The sequence below is a fragment of the Microbacterium sp. SSM24 genome (assembly GCF_025989145.1).
GTDB lineage: Bacteria > Actinomycetota > Actinomycetes > Actinomycetales > Microbacteriaceae > Microbacterium.
In genome coordinates this window covers 1756512-1776825 of record NZ_JAPDNQ010000001.1, presented here as the reverse complement: position 1 = coordinate 1776825, position 20314 = coordinate 1756512, and the positions used below count along the sequence as shown (strand labels likewise).

Below are 20314 nucleotides of genomic sequence, written 5' to 3'. Positions count from 1 at the left end.
GTGGCCGCCGCGCGGGAGGAAGAGGAATGAAGCCGGAACGATTCATGTGGCTCGTCGTGATCCCGCTGATCGCGATCGCCGCCCTGACCGCTCTGTTCCTCGCTCAGACGGGCGCGGCCGAGCCGGACGACGACGCCGAGGGGGAGGCATCCTGGACCTTCCTCGTCTACATGATGGGCGACACGAACCTCGAGCCGTACGCCCTCGATGACCTCACCGAGATGGCCTCGGTCGGGTCGAGCGACGATCTCAACGTCGTCGCGATGGTGGACCGCAGTCCCGACTACTCGTCGGACGGCGTGCTCAACCTCGACGACTGGGAGGACACCAAGCTCTTCGAGGTGCAGCAGGACGAGTTCGTCGAGCTCGCCGACCTCGGCGAGCTCAACACCGGTGACCCCGCGACCCTCGCGAGCTTCGTCGAGACGGCCGTCAGCGAGTATCCGGCCGAGAACTACGCGCTGCTGCTGTGGGACCACGGCGGCGGATGGCTGGGGATGGGCGCCGACGAGACCGACGGCGAGGATCCGCTCGAACTCGACGAGATCGCCGCGGGCATCGATGCTGGGCTGGCCGCGACCGGCGTCGACAAGCTCGACATGATCGGCTTCGACGCGTGCCTCATGGCGACGTACGAGGTCGTGAGCACGCTCGCCCCCTACGCCGACTACATGGTGGCGTCCGAAGAGGTCGAGCCCGGCCACGGCTGGAACTACCAGCAGCTCGCCGTCATCCAGGACGACCCCGAGACGGATGCTCCCGCCCTCGCCTCCGCGATGCTCGAGGGGTACTCGGAGCAGGCGGTCGAAGAAGGGACAGAGTCCGACATCACGCTCGGCATCCTCGACCTCGCCGGCGTCGACGACCTGCAGGCCGCGATGAGCGACGTGGCCGAGGCGTACATCGACGATCCGGGCGCGTACACCCCGGAGCTGGCGTTCGCCCAGCAGGACGTCCTCGAGTTCGGTCGCGACCCGGACCCGGCCTCCAGCATGTACCAGATCGACCTCGGGGGCTTCCTCGGCAATCTCGTCGAGAGCGGCGACGGCGAGCTGGCCACTCGCGCGGCTGCAGCGATCGAGGCCCTCGATGCGATGGTGATCGAGCATGTCGCGGGCCCCGCGACATCCGCGTCGACCGGACTGTCGATCTACTTCCCGCCGCTGCAGAGCTACTTCTACGACGACTACCTCGGCCTCGAGGGGGTGCCGACCTGGCCGGCGACGCTCGCGGAGTTCTTCACGAGCGGGGCGCTGCTGGATGAGGCCTCGCGCGCCGTCTTCGACGATGAGGCCACGCTCGAGGCGAGCTTCGGGGAGGACGGCCTCAGCGTGTTCGTGCCCCTCGAGGGAGACACCGGCGATTCGCTGGTCGAGGCATCCGTCGCCGTCGGATTCGAGCGCGACGGCGACTCGGTCTACGTGCTCGAGATGCCCGCCGACCTCGTGGATCAGGACGGGCAGTCCGGCATCCAGGCCGAATACGACCTCACCTACATGCTCATCGGCGACGGCGAGGACGAGCACCTGGTGTACCAGAGCATCGGCATCGACCCCGGCACCGGCCACACGGTGATCGACATCCCCCTGGACTACGTCGCGCCCGGCGACGACCCGGCCGAGTTCGAGGACGCCCTCCTGTCCATCGTCCTCGATGACGACGGCACGATTGTGGAAGAGGACCTGTTCGCGCGCGACGCGAGCGGCACCCTCGGGGCGTTCGAGCCCGACCCCGATGGTCTGCTCTTCCCGGTCGCCCTCGTGTCGACGGCCGACGGGGAATGGGTCTACGAGCGCACCGGCGACGTCGGCATCTGGGCAGACATCGAGAACCTCGAGTACCTCATCGAGACGGTGGAGCCGGGCACTGAGCTCGCACTCGACGTCTCGGTGCGCGACTACGCGGGCACGGGCGACTACGCGGTCTTCGCCGTCACGGCTGAGTGAGGGCGGAGTGGATCAGGCGCGCGCCACGCGCGTGGAAAACCTACCGACAGGTGCGGATCAGTCGATGAGACCGCGGGTTACCACCGCCGCCAAGTCGACTATCAGGTCACGAACGAAGGCGCGCGAGGGAGGCGGAGGAGTCGATCCCCGCGTCCCCTCGAAAGCCGTTCCTCGACCCGGAGGCGATGACGTCGAGACCCGCGTGATTCCGCGGCTCGCCCGGCTAGACGAACGCTGCCGAACCGGCCAATGTCTGGCGCGGCCGCAGGGAACGCGCGCAACCTCTTCCCAAATCGTTCTCACGTAGAATAGAGATAGCCCCTGATCGGGGCTATTCGTGGCGGAGACGGAGGGATTTGAACTCCCACCCCTAGACATTTCGCAGGTGAGGTTCGGTGTGCAAGCGCATCATTCCGCCGCAATCGGTCTTTCGTTAGTGAGCCTCGCTGTGCCGAATCCGTCTCAACTCTTCTCAAACCGTTCTCACTCCCTATCCGGACGTGTTTCGTCGACAGGCCAGTGACGCTGCCCCGTGCTTAACCGTCAGTTTGGGCTGGAAGAACGCGCACAGTTGCGCAAGCGTCGACACCGCGGCAGCCATGAGTTGGACGTTGGCTGACCCAAGTCTCACGTACGGAGTGCGCGGCTCAACCGTAGTCATCCATTGCTCCCGCCTCCGTATCGGCGGCTCGATGTATATCTCGGTCGGAGAGTTCAAAAGCCGCACAGCCACTGGACCAGTGTTGGCCTGATTCTCTGTCCTGAGGGATCACCCGGATCGTGCTCGCAGCCGAAGGCCTGCGCCTCTCAAGCTCCGCTACCCACATGCGGAGCGTTTCGATGGTCCGGTGAGTCATCCGACTCCCCTCCTCATCGACCATGCGCGTCCTCTCCGAGCACTGCGGCAAGCTCCGGCTGCAAGAAGGCGAGTCCAGCAGTCACACGGAGAAGTCGTGAGTCCCTTGTCGGCGAGATTTGAACCGTTACGCAGGGCTACACAGGGATCGCACCGGATCACTGGCCGCCGAAATCCGCCGATCTACGCTGCTCCGAATCACCGGGATTGAGTCGGATCTCGCCAGATTGTTCTCGCCAGCGTTCACGGAATGACGTTAGGGCGAGGGTGAAGGCGACGGCGTGGCGACAACGAAATCAGGACTCGAGGAACCAAGGTCCGCAAGCGGAACCGACATCAGCACGCCACTCGGGCAGAGCACGTCATCGGGCGCGATGCTCGGCATCACCGACGTGAGCCATCGCGCTTCGCCGCCGGCCGAACGTGTCCTCGCAGTTGTGCCGTCACTCAACCGCAGTACGACTTCGCTGCTTACCGAGTCGACACGATTCGAACCGTAAGCGACGTACATAGCTCGCCCTACTTCGAGAAGGAATGGCCCCTTCTTTGCCCCGCTTTGCGCGTCACCGACTGGTGCTGATGCAAAGTCGTTCACCTCCCGAGATCCATCCCCCACATGCATGACGGTGATTGGCAGCCTTCCAACGTTTGTGAGGATTGCGGTCGCGATCGTCGACGTGACAATGTCCCGATCAGGGTCCCCGCACCATGACATCCCCACCTCGTAGACGGCTGCGATGTCGGCTCGTTGCAGCGAATCGTTCAACCCATCGAGGGCGGTCGAGTTCTGGTTGATCGCCGTTGACCCCTGTGCGACGCCGACAACAGCGAGCACGGTGGCAGCCACCGCCACTACCAGAGCGGTGATATCTAGCACTGGCAACCGTTTGTGGGCGCCTCGATCAGTGCGCCCTCGCGAGACAAGTTCGGCGAGATTGGTGTCGATCCGCTGGACGGCAGACCGTAACCGGCGCCAGAAACCCGGATCGAGTTGCGGAGACTCAGAACCCATCTTCGGGCCAATCTTCTTAGCCAGATTCCCCTCCGAATGTTTATGCGCCCGTCGACCTGCGGTCTGGGTCAGATCTCGCTGAATATATCGGCTGGGGCGCGCCGTCCGCATCGACTGCGCCGATGCAAGAACGCCGCAGTCCTCACAGTCGAGCGCGGACCTGCCCGAGTTGAAGGCCTAGTGTCGAGAGGTCGTCACTGAGCCGCCTCAGTTGCCGCGTCCAGAGCCGAGCACACCTCGTCAGCCGACGACGTTCCGTTCGCACCCACGCGACGTCAAAGCCCGACAGATTCATTCGGATGCGGTAGTCGGAAGCGATTAGCGCCGCGATCCCGTGACTCTTCCGCGGCGAGGGCTTGACCTCGCCAGGATCGGGAGTCGAGTCTCGAGCGCGGTGAGCTCGTGGAAGTCGGACTGCGTTGCTAGCTGGCCGCCCCTGCTGAGCCCCGCGTGCTAGCTGTCGCGAAGCAATGCCCGCTCGCGAAGATGAACTGTCGCACCGGTGAGGCCGTGGCATTGACATGGCTAGTCAGGGACATGCTCTGAACGGAGTGGGACGCGGTGCCGTGTGCGTCGCTTAAGGTGCCGTCGCGTGACGATCTCTCCGCACGTCGGCGATCCGGCGTCGGCGCCTCCCGCTACATTCCACTCATGACCCAGACTCCTATCGAGCGGTATCGACAGCACGAGGTGTGGGGGCTCATCGAGCTCAAGCGCGGTGCGCTCGAAACGGTCAAGTACTCCCAGCAGCCCGCCGAACAGAACCGCGTCGAAGTCATCAACGTGCTGGAGTCGGCTGCCCGGTCGAAGTCCAACCCCCAACCGACGCTGTACGACGACATTCTCGACATCATCCGCGACATCCTTAACCAGCTCGCGACGGACGAGCAGTCCTTCAGGTCCTGGTCGCAGCAGTCCTACATGAATGACCTTCGCGCGCGGGTGCGCGATCTGCCTGGTCCTCCACCCCGTCAGGTCAACGAGGCGTATGTTGCCGCGCTCGATACCGCAGTCGCGGCTCGACAGAAGGAGCTGGAGCAGCTCAAGGCATCGGCATCGACGCTGAACGACGAGGTCGTCGCTAAGACGGCGGAGCTCGCCGCGCTCACGAAGAAGGTCGATGCTCAACACGAGAAGCTCACCGCTGATGCCGCGACCATCAGCCAGGTCGTGAGCACCGCTGACGAGCAGTTGCGGAGAGAGTGGGAGGCCGATCTGGCGACGTGGAAGCAGGACCGCGAGAAGCGCGACAACGAGCTCGACGCCGACATGACGGCTCACATCAGCTTGCTCTCAACTGCGGCACTCACGGGTCGCAGACTCGTCGAGCAGGCCGCCGGCCACCTCACCGCCGCGGACTGGGCCGGGCGGGCGAAGCGGGAGCGCTGGAACGCTCACGGCCTCCGTTGGGCATCATTCGTGTTCTTCGCGCTCGCGGTCGTCGTCGGCGCTTGGATTCTGTGGATCGCGATCGATAAGGACCTCACGCTCACGATCGGAGATGGCATTCTTCGCGGTGCCCTCGTCCTCGCTCTCGCCGGCGTCGGCTCGTTCCTCACCATCGAATCTCGCCGGCACTTCCGCGAGGCCGACAGCGCGGAGGACGTGAAGCTCGCCCTCGCCGCCCTGGAGCCGTTCTACGCGGGCGCCGAGGACGACGAGCGGACCGAGGTGCGCCGTGTTCTCGGGGACACGGTGTTCATCAGGAACACTCTCTCTCGCTTCAGCAGTCGCGACGCGGCGAAGCACGCGGGACCGACCAATGAGCAACTGAACCAGATCGTGGACATGATCGGGAAGGGTGCCGACGCGACCTCCAAGGCCTCGAAGCTCGGCGCGACTGGCTGAGCACTATTCGACCCCAGCGAGCTACGGTGTAGCTCGAGTGCGCTAGACGGCCTAACTGAGATCTAGATGCAGACCGAAGAAGCGTCACTATGCCTTGAGACATCACAGTGCTTCGCGAGTCAGCTGAGAACAGCGAATGTTCTTAATACGCACTCACTTCGCCTCGCGGGCCAATGAGAGAAGCCCGCGATCTCAGTGTTTACAACGGATCTCGCGCTTCTGCAGTGACGGTGGAATTTGAACGCATACGGGATCAGGTCACAGGAATCACACCAGGTCTCAGAACCGCATGAAATCAGCGCTCGGAGTTCTCCAGCACTGCACCGAGTCACGCTCGATTCACTGCGTTTGTTCCCGCTGATGCTCCCACCCCGAGACGAAGGAATTGAAACTGCAGTGGCACCGGTAGCCGCACGAGCACCCCTGGGGGATTCCAACGCACTCTGGCCCGCGCCTACGAGATCGACGGCTCATCTCGAGGCAGCACCGTCAGCACGCGCTGTATGTGGTCGCGGAATTCCGCCATATAGCTGCGGAGGAATTCCGCGGTCCGCGGGTCGGACACCGTTCCGTCCTCGGCGAAGTCGTCGTGAGAGAAGTGGATGTACGCTTCGGGCGCCGTCATCTGACGGGCGTTGCAGAAGCTCAGCACACCGCGGAGGCTCTGCTGGGCGACGGCGGTTCCGATGGAGCCGATGGATGCTCCGATCACGGCAGCCGGAATGTGGTCGAACGAGTTCTGTCCCCACGGACGCGACGCCCAGTCGATGGCGTTCTTCAGTCCTCCCGGGATCGAGCGGTTGTATTCCGGGGTGACGAAGAGGACGGCCTGCGCGCCGCGGATCGAGTCCTTGAGCGCGAGCGCCTCGGGCGGATAGTCCGCGTCGTAATCCTGGCTGTACAGCGGGAGATCCCGGATCGGGATCTCACTGAACTCGAGATCGTCCGGCGAGATGCGGATGAGCGCGCGGGCGAGGATCCGGTTGATGGATGTCGAGGAGAGGCTCCCGACGAAGTATCCGACTCTGTAAGACATGTTTCCTCACTCGGGTGTATCGATGACCACAGAGTGACCCTGATCGTGCGCGTACCCCACCCCCTTGCGCAACGCCTGCGAGCAGAGGACAGTCGTGGGCTCGCCAGAGTCACAGGTCGACACGAGCACCTCGGCGCGTCCCGATCGGCGCCTCGCGTATCAGCACCCGGGAGATGCGCTCCCCGATGCGGCGACCCCACATCTCGTATGTGAAGGGAGTGAGATCGTTGACGTCATCGAGCGCGATCATCGGCGTGCGGGAGTGCGCGCAGATCAGACTGGTCTCGATGTTGAGCTTTCGTGCGTGACTGCCTGTGAGACGGCGGGCGAAGGGAGAGAGCGACTTCGTCAAGTGCATGCTGGCGGTGCTCGTGACGAACACGGAACTCGTATCGGCCGCCCTCAGCGCCTGAATGAGCGCGGTCATGCTGTGCTGCCAGCTGCGCCGCGGGGTGAGGCAGAAGGCGTCCGTCGTGGCGAGCATGAGGACGATGGAATCGAAGCGGTCGAGGTCCATTGCTCCGATTCGCATGAGGGTGGACCGAGCGGATGCTGTCGGCTCTGCGCTCACCGTGACCTCGACACCTCGCGCGAGCTGTTCCGCCAGGTGGCGGGCGAGATACCCGGCGAGACCCAGCTCATGGATCAGCACACCGCACCCCGCCGCAGGCCCGTCGCCGACGACGAGGACCCGCACCGGGTCGATGCCGTCGACCTTGACCACGGAGGGTCCGGCGGGATACTGCCAGGTGCGTTCCTCGTGCGTCGTCGCCTTGAACCACCACCAGAAGAGGGGTCCGAGCATCAGTTGCGGATTGTGCCTCAGCCGAGTCAGACCGGACGCGGACTTCGGAGCCTTGGGTCGCCTGCTCGAGCCTCGACCACCGGTGAGGTCGCTCAGTGATCGATCGGTGTCCTCGTGGGAACTCATCGCCGTCACCTTTCGGATGGTTGCCGGGCGAGGGAAGAGCCTCGGCGCGGCCAACGGTAGGCGCCGGCGAGCCGGCCCAATATCCGAGCGGCGCGGAAGATCATCCGATTCGCGCCGTGATCGGCGGCCCGGCCCGCCGATCACGGCGCGTAAACTCGGTGAATGCGATCCGGTGCGGGCGAAATGTTCGCGGGACACCGCGTCGCGTCGAGCCGCGATGTCGACCACGCCCGGCAGGCGCTGAGCGAGGTCTTCCTCCCCGTGGACTTCTCACCGCCGCGCACTTCCCGCACCTTCGAGATGCATCTCAACGCGCTCACCGTCGGACAGCTCACCTGCGGCTACATGCGCTTCGGTGAGGCTGTGCGCATCGAGACCGCCGAGGCCGAGAACTTCCACATCGACATTCCGACGGGCGGGCGGGCCATGATGCGAGCCGGCCTCGGCCCCCCGATCCACGGCACACAGGACACGGCGGGCATCTTCATGCCGGGGCGGCCGGTCGCGATCGAAAGCGATGAAGGTTTCGCGCAGCTCTCGCTGATGATCTCGCGCGCCCGATTGCAGCTCGAAGTCGAGAATCTGCTCGGCCATGAGCTCTCCCGTCCCCTCGAGTTCAGTGGGGAGATCGATCTCCTGACCCCGGGCGCGCAGACGATGATGCAGGCCCTGCGCATGATCGACCAGGGTTCGCGCCACGAGGGCGGACTGCTCGCGCACCCGTTGGCGACGCAGCGCCTGGAGCAGATTCTGATGCACAGCCTCCTCTTCGCGCAGCCGCACAATCACTCGGCCGCTCTTGCGAGCCCCTCGCCGGATTCCGGTGTGCGGCCCGTCTCCCACGTGATAGAGCTCTTGCGCAGCGACCCCGCGTATCCATGGACCGTCGCGGAACTGGCGGCAGAGGTCTCGCTGAGTGTGCGCAGTCTGCAGGAGGGCTTCCGCCGGTCTCTGAACACCACCCCGATGGCTTACCTGCGGCGTCTCAGACTTGAAGAGGTGCGCAGGGAGCTGGTGTCGGCAGCGCCAGGCACCGTCACCGTGACCGAAGTGGCCGCTCGCTGGGGCTTCACCCATCTCGGGAGGTTCGCGGCCGTGTACCGCAGCGAGTACTCGGAGCTCCCGTCCGACACGATGAGGTCGGCGACGGCCCCCCTCACCTGACCCGTCCGTCGCGCACGCCGGCGCCGTCACCGTCGGCCGGCTTGAACGAGATGCTCGTAGACGAGTCGCACGGCGATGGCGCCTTCGCCCACAGCCGACGCCACCCGCTTCACGGAACCACTGCGCACGTCGCCGATCGCGAAGACACCGGGACTCGAAGTCTCGAACATCGCACCTCCGGGGCCGGCACCGGTCTTGACGTAGCCTCGTTCGTCGAGCTCGATCCCATCCGTGAGCCAACGCGTGTGCGGCTCGGATCCGATCAGGACGAAGAGTGCGGTGGCTCTGATCGTCCGACGTTCATGGGTCCTCACGTCCCGGACGACGACCTCTTCGAGATGCAGCTCGCCGCGCACCTCGGAGACTTCGCAGTTGCGCCAGACGTGCACCTGGGGCGTCGAGGTGATCCGCTCCACCAGGTAGCGGGACATGTCTCGGTTCAGATCGTCATGGCGGATCATGAGGTTGACCTCGGCGGCGGTGCGAGCCAGGAACATGGCCGCCTGCCCGGCGGAATTGCCACCGCCGACGATGAGGACCGGGTCGCCGCTGCACAGGCGAGCCTCGTGCTCGGTGGCGGCGTAATAGATGCTGGGGCCTTCCAGCCGGTCCACGCCGGGGACGCTGAGGCGGCGGAATCGGACACCGGTCGCGAGCACCACGGTGTGCGCCTCCACGTGAGCCCCGTCGGTCAGTGCTACGACGAAGTGGCCGTCGATGCGATCGAGGGATCGAGCTTCGCCCGGGATCATGAAGAGGGCGCCGAACTTGCGGGCCTGGACCACCGCCCGGTCGGCGAGCTCGGCCCCCGAGATACCGGCCGGGAAGCCGAGGTAGTTCTCTATCTGAGACGACGTCCCTGCCTGGCCCCCCGTCGCGATGGCGTCGAGGACGACCGTGGAAAGCCCTTCGGATGCCGCGGCCACCGCCGCGGCGAGCCCGGCCGGACCAGCGCCGACCACCAGGATGTCGGACGCCTCGCGTGGCGCCGCGTCCTCCCGAAGACCCAAGAGCTCGGCGACCTCTGCGTTGCTGGGGTTGCGCAGGACCGTGCGCCCCTTCCAGATGACGAGCGGCGTCTCGTCGGGTGAGATGTCGAACGCCTGGAGGGTGCTCTCGGCCGCGGCATCCTCCTCGAGGTCTTCCCAGTGATAGGGAACGCGATTGCGGCTGGCGAAATCCCGCAGGCGGCGAGTGTCGGCCGAGTAGCGCGACCCGATGATCCGGAGGCCGATCCCGAGATCGGCGTGGATGCTCCGACGCAGGATGAACGCCCGCAGGATCAGATCCCCCAGCGCCGGAGACCCGGTGACCGCCTCCTTGAGCCGGTCATACGGGATCTCGAGGACTTCGACGTCGGCCTGGGCGACCGCGGTGACATAGACGGCCTGCCCGGTCAGCATCGACAGGTCGCCGACGAAGCGACCCCGCTCGTGGACCGCGATCAGCCTCGGGCCGCGCCCCTGGTCGTCGTCCTGCACGACCCGAACCTGCCCGTCCAGCACGACGAAGAGACCGCAGTCGCGGTCCCCCGCGCAGAACAGCTCGGAACCGCGGGGCAGGCGCTTGCGCTCCCCGTACTGGGAGAGCAGCATGATCTGCTCGTCGGAGAGTCGAGGATAGGCGCCGTTCGTGTCGGGGGTCTCCGGCAGGTCCCGGAACTCGGGTTCAGACGAACTGCTCGTCCGCATAGCACCATCTCCAGGTCTCCCCCGGCTCGATCGAGCGGACGATGACGTGCCCGGTCGTGGCGGCATGAGCGCGCGCATGGCGCATCGGGGAGGAATCGCAGCATCCGATCCGACCGCACGTGAGGCACTGCCGCAGATGCACCCACGGCGTGCCCAGTCGCAGGCACTCCTCGCAGCCCCTCGCTCTGGGTGGACCCACCGGCCGCACCAGAAGGAGGTGCGGGTCTTGAGCCGCTTGATCCCCGCCCGGGGTCATTGCCGACCCTCCCCGGGTGCCGCGTGCTCCGGCGTGGTGGACGCTGCCTCGTCCTGGGGCAGGTGTGAGATGAGCCAGGCGCGCAGAGCAGCCGCGGGCGCGGCGCCGATCTGTCTGTCGATCACCTGGCTGTGATGCATGAGGACCAGCGTCGGGATCGCCTTCACGTCGAAACGACGGCTCACCTCGGGAGCCTCATCCGCATTGACCTTGACCAGCTTGAGCCGTCCCGCGAGCTCTCCGGCCAGCTGTTCCAGCACCGGGCTGACCATGCGACAGGGTCCGCACCACGGCGCCCATATGTCGACGAGCACGGGAACGGTCGACGCGTCGGCAACCGTGGAGAACCCCGCGTCGGACGTGTCGACGATCCAAGGGAGCGGGTTCCGGCAGCTCCCGCAGCGGGGAGCTCCGTCGGCGGAGGCGGGCACGCGGTTCTTCGTGCCGCAGTTCGAACAGACCACGACCTTGGCGGGATCGCTCACCGTGACGCTCATGCGGCGGCCTTCTCGCTTGCAGGAGCCCTCGGCACGACCGTGAGTTCGCCGTCGGTGAGGTCGATCACAATGGTGGAGTCCTCGGGCAGGTCCCCGCGCAGGAGCGCGCGAGCCACGCGCGTCTCCACCTCGCGGGAGATGAAGCGGCGCAGCGGACGAGCGCCGTATGCCGGGTCGAACCCCTCCTCCGCGATGAATCGCTGAGCCCGCTCGGTGACGTCGACGGTGATCCGCTGCTCCGCGAGCCGCTCCCGGAGCTCGTCGAGCTGGAGGTCGACGATGCGCTCGATCTCGCCGAACGTCAGCGGCTTGAACAGGACGATCTCATCGATCCGGTTCAGGAACTCGGGCCGGAAATGGGATCGCAGGGAGCTCATCACCAGGTTCCGCGCCTCCGGCTCCACCTCGCCGTCCGACGTGACTCCCTCCAGCAGATACTCCGACCCGAGGTTGGACGTCATGATGATGACGGTGTTGCGAAAATCGACCGTGCGGCCGTGCGAGTCGGTGAGGCGGCCGTCGTCGAGCACTTGGAGGAGGGTGTTGAAGACGTCGACGTGAGCCTTCTCGATCTCGTCGAGCAGGACCACCGCGTAGTGCTTGCGCCGGACCGCCTCGGTCAGCTGACCGCCTTCCTCGAATCCGACGTATCCGGGCGGCGCGCCTACGAGGCGGCTCACGGTGTGCCGCTCCTGGTACTCGCTCATGTCGAGGCGGATGATGTTGTCCTCGCTGTCGAAAAGGGATTCGGCGAGCGCCCTGGCGAGCTCGGTCTTGCCGACCCCGGTCGGGCCGAGGAAGACGAAGGAGCCGATCGGACGAGTCGGGTTCTTGATGCCGGACCGCGCGCGGACGACGGCGTCGGTGACCAGCTGCACCGCCTCCTCCTGGCCGATTACCCTCTCGTGGAGCACCTCGTCGAGGCGGAGGATCTTTGCTCGTTCGCCCTCCTGGAGTCGGCTCACCGGGATGCCGGTCCACTGGGCCACGATCGACGCGATCTCTTCAGCGGTGACGATCTCCCGGAGGAGGCGCCTGACGCCCTGCTTCGCTTCGAGTCGTTCCTCGCCGGCCGCGAGCCGGCGTTCCAGTTCCGGCAGTTTTCCGTGCCGCAGGCTCGCCGCTCTGTTCAGGTCGTACTCCCGCTCAGCTCGTTCGCTCTCCAAGCGCACCTGCTCTATCTCCCGTCGCAGGGCCTGGACCTCGCGGAGCGCCTGGCGCTCCGCTTCCCACTGAGCACGCATGGCGTCGGCCTGCGCCTTCAGGTCGGCCAGTTCCTTGCGCAGCTCCTGGAGCCGACGCTGGCTGGACGGATCCGTCTCCTGCGCGACGGCGGCATCTTCGATCTCCAGGCGGGTGACGCGCCGGGTGAGCTCGTCCAGCTCTGCGGGCATCGAGTCGATCTCGGTGCGCAGCATCGCGCAGGCCTCGTCGACCAGGTCGATGGCCTTGTCGGGAAGGAATCGCTCGGAGATGTAGCGGTGACTCAGGCTGACGGCCGCCACGAGGGCGCCGTCGTAGATCTTGACGCCGTGGAAGACCTCGAACCGCTCACGCAGACCCCGGAGGATCGATAGCGCGTCCTCGACGCTCGGCTCGTCGACCACGACCGGCTGGAACCGCCGTTCGAGGGCCGCATCCTTCTCGATGTGGGTGCGGTACTCGTCGAGCGTGGTGGCCCCGATCATGTGCAGTTCGCCGCGCGCCAGCATCGGCTTAAGCATCTGCCCCGCGTCCATCGCGCCTTCCGCCGCCCCGGCTCCCACGACGGTGTGCAGTTCGTCGACGAACAGCAGGATCCCGCCTTCGGCGGCCAGCACCTCGTTGAGCACAGCCTTCAGCCGCTCCTCGAACTCGCCGCGGTACTTCGCGCCGGCGACCAGGGAGGCCATGTCCAGGGCGAAGACGGTCTTGTCGCGCAGTCCCTCGGGGACGTCGCCGTTGTGGATCCGCTGGGCGAGTCCTTCCACGATGGCTGTCTTCCCGACGCCGGGCTCCCCGATCAGCACCGGGTTGTTCTTGCTCTTGCGGGACAGGATCTGGACGGTGCGACGGATCTCCGAGTCTCTGCCGATCACCGGCTCGAGCCGCCCTGCGGCTGCGTCGGCGACGAGGTCGCGACCGTACTTGGCGAGGGCCTCATAGGTCCCCTCGGGTGTGGCGGAGGTGACCCGCTGGGACCCTCTGACAGCGGTCAGCGTCTCGAGGAACGAGTCGCGGGTCACGCCGTGCTGCGCAAGGACGCGTCCGGATGCCGAGCCCGCTCCCTCGTCGAGGAGAGCGACGACCAGGTGCTCCACAGAGACGTAGTCATCCTTGAGCCTGCGGGCCTCTCGATCCGCCGCATCGAGGACGCGATTCAGCCTCTGGGTGACATACACCTTCCCCGGCTCCGCGCCGGACCCTGTCACGCGCGGGCGCTTCTCGAGCTCTGCTTCGAGATCTTCCCTGAGCCGGTCCACGTCCGCACCCGATCGGGCGAGGAGCGGCTGCACCAGCCCCTCGCTCTGGTCCAGCAGCGCGAGAAGCAGGTGCTCGCCGTCCACCTCTTGGTGGCCGAAGCGGAGCGCCTTGGTCTGTGCGTCGTGGAGCGCTTCCTGCGATTTCTGCGTGAGTCTGTTCAGGTCCATCGGAGTTCCCTATCTGAGCGCGAGCGCTGTTGTGTTCTCTCGAGCTCGGAGATGCGGTCGAGCAGGTCCATCACGAGGCCGAGCGACGAGTACGTGAGGTTCAGCCGGAGGTGCAGGCGCTGTATCGTGGCCATCTCGCGAACCTGGGATGGGTCGAACCAGAGGCGACCCTCGGCGTCCCGGGTGATGTCGAGCAGCCCGAGCGTGACCAGGCGCCGAATCAGCTCGGGGTGCACGCCGGTGATCCGGGCGTAGGTGTCCAGGCTCAGGCGGTAAGGGCGCGCCGGGGGCCATCTCGTCCCCGTCGTCGTCTCGATCATGGTGAACTCCTCGGGTCGAAGGTCGATGACCTGCGCAGCTGCTCGAAGAGCTCGTGTTCCTCCGCCGACGGCGAGGCGGGCACTTTGATCTGGGCCTCCGCGAACAGGTCGCCCGGCTTGCCCCGCTTGTTCGGGAGCCCGCGGCCCTTCAGCCGCAGCCGGCGGTGACTGGAGGTGCCGGCGGGAACCTTGACGGTGGCCTGGCCTCCGGGAGTCTCGACGGGCAGCGACGAGCCGAGCACCGCTTCCCAGGGAGCGAGGGGCAGCATCACATGCAGATCCCGGCCATCCACCCGGTAGCGCGCATGCGGCGCGATGCGCACGATGAGATACAGGTCGCCCGCCGCGCCGCCGCCCGATCCACGGCCGCCCTGGCCACGCAGCCGGATCCTCTGGCCGTCAACGACACCCGCGGGAATGACGACGTCGAGCGTGCGCGGGCCGCCCATGTCGCTGATGGAGAGGGTTCGCCGGGTCCCGCTGTATGCCTCTTCGACGGTCACCTCCACTTCTGTCTCCTGGTCGGAGCCGGCGACCGGTCCCCATCCGCCCCGGCCGCGTCCGCGTGCACCGAAGATGCCGCCGAGCAGGTCCTCCAGATCCACGTCGCCGGAGCCGGAGTACCCGAAGTCGCCCGCAGGAGCGCCGCTCCGATCGCTCGACCTTCCGCCACCGGCGTCCGCCCCCGCATACGCTCGCGACCGGCGAAAGGCGCCGGGGTCCACGTCTGCAGCGACACGCCGGAAATCGGGTCCGAACGTGTCGTAGCGTTCGCGCTGGTCGGGATCGGAGAGGACGTCGTATGCCTCGGAGAGCTCCTTGAACTTGTCTTCCGCGCCGGGATCCTTGTTCACGTCGGGGTGGAGCTTGCGGGCGAGCCTGCGATAGGCCCGCTGGATCTCCGACTGGTCGGCATCGCGGGATACGCCGAGGACCTGGTAGGCGTCCCGAGCCATTACTCGCTCCTGGTCGCTACTATCACGGACGCCGGCCGGAGGATCTCTTCGTCAGGCCCGTAGCCGGGTCGGATTACGTGCGCGACCGTACCCGGCACGAGGTTCGTGTCAGCGATGGTGCTGACGGCTTCGTGGCGTGCGGGGTCGAACGGTTTGCCGGTCTCGTCTTCACGCCGCGGGTACCCCAGGTCGGTGAGGACACTGAGCGCCTGCTGGCGCACAGCATCCACTCCCTCGACGATCAGTTCCGGGTTGGAGGCGGCGTGCTCGAGGGCACGCTCGAGGTTGTCGAGGACGGGCAACCAGCGGGATGCCACGGCGGCACGCTCCTGCACACGCGCCCGGGTCACATCTTTCGCGCACCGCTTGCGGAAGTTCTCCAGCTCCGCGGCGGTGCGGCGCCACAGGTCCTCGAGTTCGGCGATCTGCTTGGCGGCATCGGCCACGCCGTCCGCAGCGCCGTCGTCGCCGGATTCGGGTGGGGGCGTCTCCTGTCCGGACATGATGTGGCTCAGTGCGCCGTGAACTCGGCGTCGATCACATCGTCCGCGTCGTCGCCGAGGTCAGACCCGCCGGATCCAGACGATCCGCCGGCGGCGTCGGGCTGGGCCTGGCCGGAGCCGGACATGCTCAGCGCCTGAGCCATCTGGTGCAGCTCTCCGGTGAGGGAGCGGAGACGGTCGATCGGCGTCTGCTCGTCGAGGGCTTTTCGCGCGTCGCTCACCAGCATCTCCGCCCGGGCACGGTCGTGCGCGGGAACCGCCTCGCCGGCCGCTTCCAGCTGGCGTTGGACCTGGTAGGCCACGGAGTCGAGTGCGTTGCGGGCGTCGACGAACTCACGGAGCTGAGCATCCTCGCTGCGGTGCGCCTCCGCGTCCGAGACCATCCGCTCGATCTCCGCCGGGTCGAGGGTCGAGGTCTCGCTGATGGTGACCTCCTGCTCGCCGCCGGTGTCCTTGTCCTTTGCCGACACATGGAGGATGCCGTTGGCATCGATGTCGAACGTGACCTCGACCTGAGGCTCGCCGCGCGGCGCCGGACGGATGTCCTCCAGTCGGAATCTTGCCAGCGCCCGATTGTCGCTGGCTCGCTCGCGCTCGCCCTGGAGGACGACGACGTCCACGGCCGGCTGGTTGTCTTCGGCGGTGCTGAAGACCTCGGTTCGACGCGCCGGGATGGTGGTGTTGCGCTCGATGACCTTGGTCATCACCCCGCCCTGGGTCTCCAAGCCCAGCGAGAGCGGTGTGACATCCAGCAGCAGAACGTCCTTGACATCGCCCTTGATGATCGCGGCCTGGACGGCCGCGCCGAGCGCGACGACCTCGTCCGGGTTGACGGTCATGTTGGGCTCTTTGCCACCGGTCATTCGGCGAACCAAGCTCTGAACGGCGGGAATGCGCGTGGAGCCGCCGACGAGAATGACCTCGTCGATGTCATTCGCGGTGACCTTCGCGTCCCCCAGCGCCTGCTTCACGGGATCCATGCAGCGCTCGACGAGGTCCGCGGTGAGCTGGTCGAACGTCGACCGCATCAGGTTGACGTTCAGATGCTTCGGGCCCGAGGCATCCGCCGTCACGAAGGGGAGGTTCACCGCGGTCTGGGTGACGGACGACAGTTCCACCTTTGCCTTCTCGGCGGCTTCGAACAGCCGCTGCAGGGCTTGCGGGTCCTGCCGCAGGTCGATGCCGACGTCCTTCTTGAACTCGTCCGCGAGGTAATCCACGATGCGTCGATCGAAGTCGTCACCTCCGAGGTGAGTGTCGCCTGCGGTCGACCGGACCTCGACGACGCCCTCCCCCACGGTGAGAAGGCTGACATCGAAGGTGCCGCCTCCGAGGTCGAAGACCAGAATGGTCTCGTTCTCGAGCTTCTCCATCCCGTATGCGAGGGCGGCCGCAGTGGGCTCATTGATGATGCGGAGCACATCGAGCCCTGCGATCTTGCCCGCGTCCTTGGTTGCCTGCCGCTGGGCGTCGTTGAAATGCGCCGGCACCGTGATCACTGCTTCCGTCACCCGTTCGCCGAGTGCTTTGCCTGCGTCGTCCGCCAGTTTGCGCAGAACCTGCGCCGAGATCTCCTCCGGTGCGTACAGCTTGCCGTTGACCGAGAATCGGACGGCGCCGTCAGGTCCTGCTGTGACGTCGTACGAGACAGTGTGGACTTCGCTCTGCACCTCGTCGTACTTCCGCCCCACGAAGCGCTTGGCCGAGTAGATCGTCCCCTTGGGGTTCAGGATCGCCTGTCGACGGGCCATCTGTCCCACGAGTCGTTCGCCGCTTTCAAGGAACGCGACGACCGACGGTGTGGTCCTGTTTCCTTCGGCATTGGGGATGATCTGAGGCTGGCTGCCCTCCATCGCCCCGATCACCGAATTGGTCGTTCCCAGGTCGATACCCACACATCTACCCATGACACGCTCCGTTCGCTCGACGCCTACTCCTCCATGCTTCGGAGCAGCGTGCTTCACGGCATCCCGTGAATGGGTATATCTGCGCCGCGGATGTCTCGGCGAACCGACCCCGTGAGGCGACGTCAGTCGGACGGGGAGCCGTGGCGGAATGAGAGAACGGCGAGCTCGGCACGCGAGTGGATACCCAGCTTCTGGTAGATGTGCTTGAGGTGCGCGTCCACCGTGTGCGGGGACACGATCAACTCGTGGGCCGTCTCACGATTGGTCATCCCGATGCCGATGAACCCTGCGATGCGAACCTCTGCGCCGGTCAGGGAAGGCCACTGGTCGTCGCCGGGTCCGCGGTCGCTGCGAAGTCCCGCCAGCGCAGGAAGGACCGCAGCGCGTGCGGGATCGGGGCCAGCGGGCGGGGCCACGGAATGCGGGTTGTACAGCACGGTGCCATCGAGCAGGATCCTGGAGTGCACCTTCAGCACGTCAGCGAGCATTCCGGCCCCGAAACGCCGCATGTCATACAGGCAGAGGAAGACAGTGGGCAATTCGGCGAGTATGAGGATGACTGCGGACTCGTAGGCGGAGAATTCCTTCGCACCGGGCCCGAATGGTGCTTGCGACATCTGCCCCGCCGCTCGCAGCAAGGGGATCCCCTGCTCGATGGTCGAAGCCGGGACGGGAACGAGCTGCGAGATCGTCTGCTGTGGCGTGAGTTCGCCGTCCCGAAGGTAAGCGTCGGGCGCTGAGTGCAGGCTGAGGTGACCGGGTCGGCTGGTGTCCCCGAGCTCCGCAGGTCCATACGCCCTCTGCCGCATGTTCTCCGGCTCGAGTTCGTCCATGAGGCAGACGCATTGATCGCCGTGGCGCAGGCCCTCCTGCAGGAACTGCACCAGCAGCCGGTCTCTCTCGATCGGTCCGGAGAAGAGGGCGCAGACATGGATCCCGGGGTAGACCGCTCCCACACCTGGGATTCCCATGAGCAGGTCGGTCATGGGGGGCCCTGCTCTTGTAGCCCCATAGTCCTGACCCTAGGCGCGGCCGGGGTGGCGGTCAACGGGGGCTCCGCGGAGCTGATCTCCGGCGCCCGCTAGGTCCGCTCCTCCGCCAGTCGGGCGCGGCGATCCTCTTCGCGCTTCGAATAGGCGGCCGCGCGGATGGCGTCGTCCGACTCCAGGCCCGTGCCGAGCGCACCGCCGAGCGTCGCCACCGACGCGACGAACCAGGTGAGCACGAACAGATCACCGTACCCGGCCGACTCACCAAGCCACTCTCCGATGACGTCTGGATCCAGAACGAACAGTGCCCAGGTCAGGTTCACGAGGTACAGGACCAGATAGCAGATGATGACTCCGATCGTCAGAGTCAGCAGCGTCGAGGTGTTGTAGAGCCGGGACCGCTCCCGGGCCTGGACGGTGCCGTTCTCGGGGCGGTCCCAGAGTTCACCGTCGATCACGATCCAGGCGACCACGATCATGATCGAGGCGACGGTCGCCACCCAGAGGCGCCATCCCGATAGGGATGCGGCAAGCGTCCACACGGTCGGTTGGATCGTCGCCACCGCGCCGGTCGCCAAGGCCGCCACGAGCGCGGACTTGAGTCCCGCGGCGAGCAGCCACGGACGGTTGGCCAGCACCATGCCCAAGAGCACCCGTGCACGCGCACCGCGACCGGGGAGAGGCAGGCGCTTCTCCTCGGGCGAGGCGGGTTCGGCCATCCCGCTCACGAGCACTCGCACGGCGTCACGGGCGCGGGTGTTGACACGGAACCCGCCGAGTGCAGGCAGCGAGAGCACAGCCGACCGTCGCTGCGGGTCGATCGCTGCCAGTAGGTAGCGACCATCGTCGTCGCGAATCGGAAGCTCGGTAACCCCGATCACCAGGTCCCATTGCTGTTCGACACTCTGCGACCGCAGTCGTGCGAGTGCGGTGTCGACGTCCTCGGACCCGAGGGTGAAGGGCTCGCTCACGAGCTGGATGCTCCAGCCCCGGCGACCGACGCCATCCGGCGGAGCGAGATCGGTCATCCGGCGCGCGGCTTTCGTGGGTGAGGCCGGGTCGGCCACAATCCCCACTCGGATCGCCTCCATGTCCGCAGACTACACATGGCCCTTGGAGCGGATCCTGGGGGTTCCACGCCGAGGAGCGAGAATGGCGATCTATCACTCGAGAGTCGTTCGGGCGGCGAGAGCGCTGTAGTACCGGATCCCCACGGGCAATATGGCGTCGTTGAAGTCGTAGTCGTGACTGTGCAGCGGGACGCCCCCGCGCTGGCCGGCGAGTCCGTTGCCGATGAAGGTGAAGTTGGCCGGAACGTGGTCGGCGTATAGCCCGAAGTCCTCGCTCGCCATGACAGGTGAACCCTTTGCGTCCGATTGGCCGACGCGAGCGGCAGCGCGCGCGATCACTCTCCGATCTTGTCGAGAACCCATGGGTCGTGGAGCACGTCGGCAGCAGCGTGCGTCACTGGACCGACAGCGTCTGCCGCGACGCGGGATTCGTGCCCCGCGTGGCCTACGAGTCAGCCGACGTCTATCTTCACGCCGAGATCGTGGCGCACGGCCTCGCCGCGGGATTCCTCCCGAACCTGAGTGTGCGCGATCTCGAGGGCGTGCGTCTTGTGCCTCTCGGCGCCGCGCGCACGATCGACCTCTCTATCAGGGCCGGAAGCGAGACAAGTCCCATCGTCGCCGCCGCGACCGCGGCACTGCACACAGCATCAACAGACGTCAGGCTGTGATGGTGAGTTGCGGTTCGCCCGCGCGCGGCGG

General features: G+C 66.4%; 18 protein-coding genes. 4 read left to right on the top strand and 14 right to left on the bottom strand.

The genetic code is table 11. From position 1 onward, the window contains the following. Nucleotides 1-26 precede the first annotated feature (26 nt). Entirely contained in the window at nucleotides 27-1946 is a 1920-nt protein-coding gene (locus tag OL358_RS08160; protein ID WP_264709474.1) for a clostripain-related cysteine peptidase, read from the top strand. Nucleotides 1947-3058: 1112 nt separating this feature from the next. Here OL358_RS08160 and OL358_RS08155 read toward each other — a convergent pair. Continuing rightward, nucleotides 3059-3649 (bottom strand): hypothetical protein, encoded by a 591-nt coding sequence (locus tag OL358_RS08155; protein WP_264709473.1) that lies wholly within the window; start codon nucleotides 3647-3649, stop codon nucleotides 3059-3061. Between the two features lie 816 nt (nucleotides 3650-4465). Between OL358_RS08155 and OL358_RS08150 the strand changes: the two genes are divergently transcribed. Beyond that, complete coding sequence (locus OL358_RS08150; RefSeq protein WP_264709472.1) at nucleotides 4466-5662, top strand: hypothetical protein; 1197 nt, start codon at nucleotides 4466-4468, stop codon at nucleotides 5660-5662. A gap of 454 nt (nucleotides 5663-6116) precedes the next feature. Here OL358_RS08150 and OL358_RS08145 read toward each other — a convergent pair whose 3' ends face one another. Further along, the gene (locus tag OL358_RS08145; RefSeq protein WP_264709471.1) at nucleotides 6117-6698 is read right to left on the bottom strand and encodes an NADPH-dependent FMN reductase; all 582 of its coding nucleotides are present in this window, start codon (nucleotides 6696-6698) and stop codon (nucleotides 6117-6119) included. 109 nt (nucleotides 6699-6807) lie between these two features. After that, a complete protein-coding gene (locus OL358_RS08140; RefSeq protein WP_264709470.1) occupies nucleotides 6808-7503 on the bottom strand; it encodes a hypothetical protein in 696 nt (231 codons plus the stop codon). A 288-nt stretch (nucleotides 7504-7791) separates the two neighbouring features. Here OL358_RS08140 and OL358_RS08135 point away from each other — a divergent pair, with 288 nt between their 5' ends. Then, nucleotides 7792-8793, top strand: a complete 1002-nt coding sequence (locus tag OL358_RS08135; RefSeq protein WP_264709469.1) for an AraC family transcriptional regulator — start codon at nucleotides 7792-7794, stop codon at nucleotides 8791-8793. A 26-nt stretch (nucleotides 8794-8819) separates the two neighbouring features. Here OL358_RS08135 and OL358_RS08130 read toward each other — a convergent pair whose 3' ends face one another. The 11 genes from OL358_RS08130 to OL358_RS08080 form a co-directional block, all read right to left on the bottom strand. Then, nucleotides 8820-10388, bottom strand: a complete 1569-nt coding sequence (locus tag OL358_RS08130) for an FAD-dependent oxidoreductase (RefSeq protein WP_264709468.1) — start codon at nucleotides 10386-10388, stop codon at nucleotides 8820-8822. Between the two features lie 73 nt (nucleotides 10389-10461). Continuing rightward, nucleotides 10462-10740 carry a UBP-type zinc finger domain-containing protein gene (locus tag OL358_RS08125; protein ID WP_264709467.1) on the bottom strand — a complete coding sequence of 93 codons (279 nt, stop codon included), beginning with the start codon at nucleotides 10738-10740 and terminating at the stop codon, nucleotides 10462-10464. Further along, on the bottom strand, nucleotides 10737-11237 hold the full coding sequence (gene trxA, locus OL358_RS08120) for a thioredoxin (protein WP_264709466.1): 501 nt from the start codon (nucleotides 11235-11237) through the stop codon (nucleotides 10737-10739). Before trxA ends, OL358_RS08125 begins: the two co-directional genes overlap by 4 nt. After that, nucleotides 11234-13867, bottom strand: a complete 2634-nt coding sequence (gene clpB / locus OL358_RS08115) for an ATP-dependent chaperone ClpB (RefSeq protein WP_264709465.1) — start codon at nucleotides 13865-13867, stop codon at nucleotides 11234-11236. Before clpB ends, trxA begins: the two co-directional genes overlap by 4 nt. Then, nucleotides 13858-14187, bottom strand: coding sequence for a chaperone modulator CbpM (locus tag OL358_RS08110; RefSeq protein WP_264709464.1), 330 nt, complete (start codon nucleotides 14185-14187; stop codon nucleotides 13858-13860). Before OL358_RS08110 ends, clpB begins: the two co-directional genes overlap by 10 nt. Beyond that, complete coding sequence (locus OL358_RS08105) at nucleotides 14184-15143, bottom strand: DnaJ C-terminal domain-containing protein (RefSeq protein ID WP_264709463.1); 960 nt, start codon at nucleotides 15141-15143, stop codon at nucleotides 14184-14186. Before OL358_RS08105 ends, OL358_RS08110 begins: the two co-directional genes overlap by 4 nt. Next, the gene (locus OL358_RS08100) at nucleotides 15143-15646 is read right to left on the bottom strand and encodes a nucleotide exchange factor GrpE (RefSeq protein ID WP_264709462.1); all 504 of its coding nucleotides are present in this window, start codon (nucleotides 15644-15646) and stop codon (nucleotides 15143-15145) included. The genes OL358_RS08105 and OL358_RS08100 overlap by 1 nt, the downstream gene beginning before the upstream one ends. Before the next feature lie 8 nt (nucleotides 15647-15654). Beyond that, nucleotides 15655-17553, bottom strand: coding sequence for a molecular chaperone DnaK (dnaK, locus tag OL358_RS08095; RefSeq protein WP_264709461.1), 1899 nt, complete (start codon nucleotides 17551-17553; stop codon nucleotides 15655-15657). 122 nt (nucleotides 17554-17675) lie between these two features. After that, complete coding sequence (locus OL358_RS08090) at nucleotides 17676-18539, bottom strand: MEDS domain-containing protein (protein WP_264709460.1); 864 nt, start codon at nucleotides 18537-18539, stop codon at nucleotides 17676-17678. 95 nt (nucleotides 18540-18634) lie between these two features. Next, the gene (locus OL358_RS08085; protein WP_264709459.1) at nucleotides 18635-19633 is read right to left on the bottom strand and encodes a hypothetical protein; all 999 of its coding nucleotides are present in this window, start codon (nucleotides 19631-19633) and stop codon (nucleotides 18635-18637) included. Nucleotides 19634-19705: 72 nt separating this feature from the next. Further along, the gene (locus tag OL358_RS08080) at nucleotides 19706-19975 is read right to left on the bottom strand and encodes a M20/M25/M40 family metallo-hydrolase (protein WP_413631346.1); all 270 of its coding nucleotides are present in this window, start codon (nucleotides 19973-19975) and stop codon (nucleotides 19706-19708) included. On the opposite strand from OL358_RS08080, the gene OL358_RS08075 reads away from it, so the two are divergent. Further along, nucleotides 19900-20283 carry a LysR substrate-binding domain-containing protein gene (locus OL358_RS08075; RefSeq protein ID WP_264709457.1) on the top strand — a complete coding sequence of 128 codons (384 nt, stop codon included), beginning with the start codon at nucleotides 19900-19902 and terminating at the stop codon, nucleotides 20281-20283. The two genes, OL358_RS08080 and OL358_RS08075, sit on opposite strands and share 76 nt — an antisense overlap. Nucleotides 20284-20314: the final 31 nt, after the last annotated feature.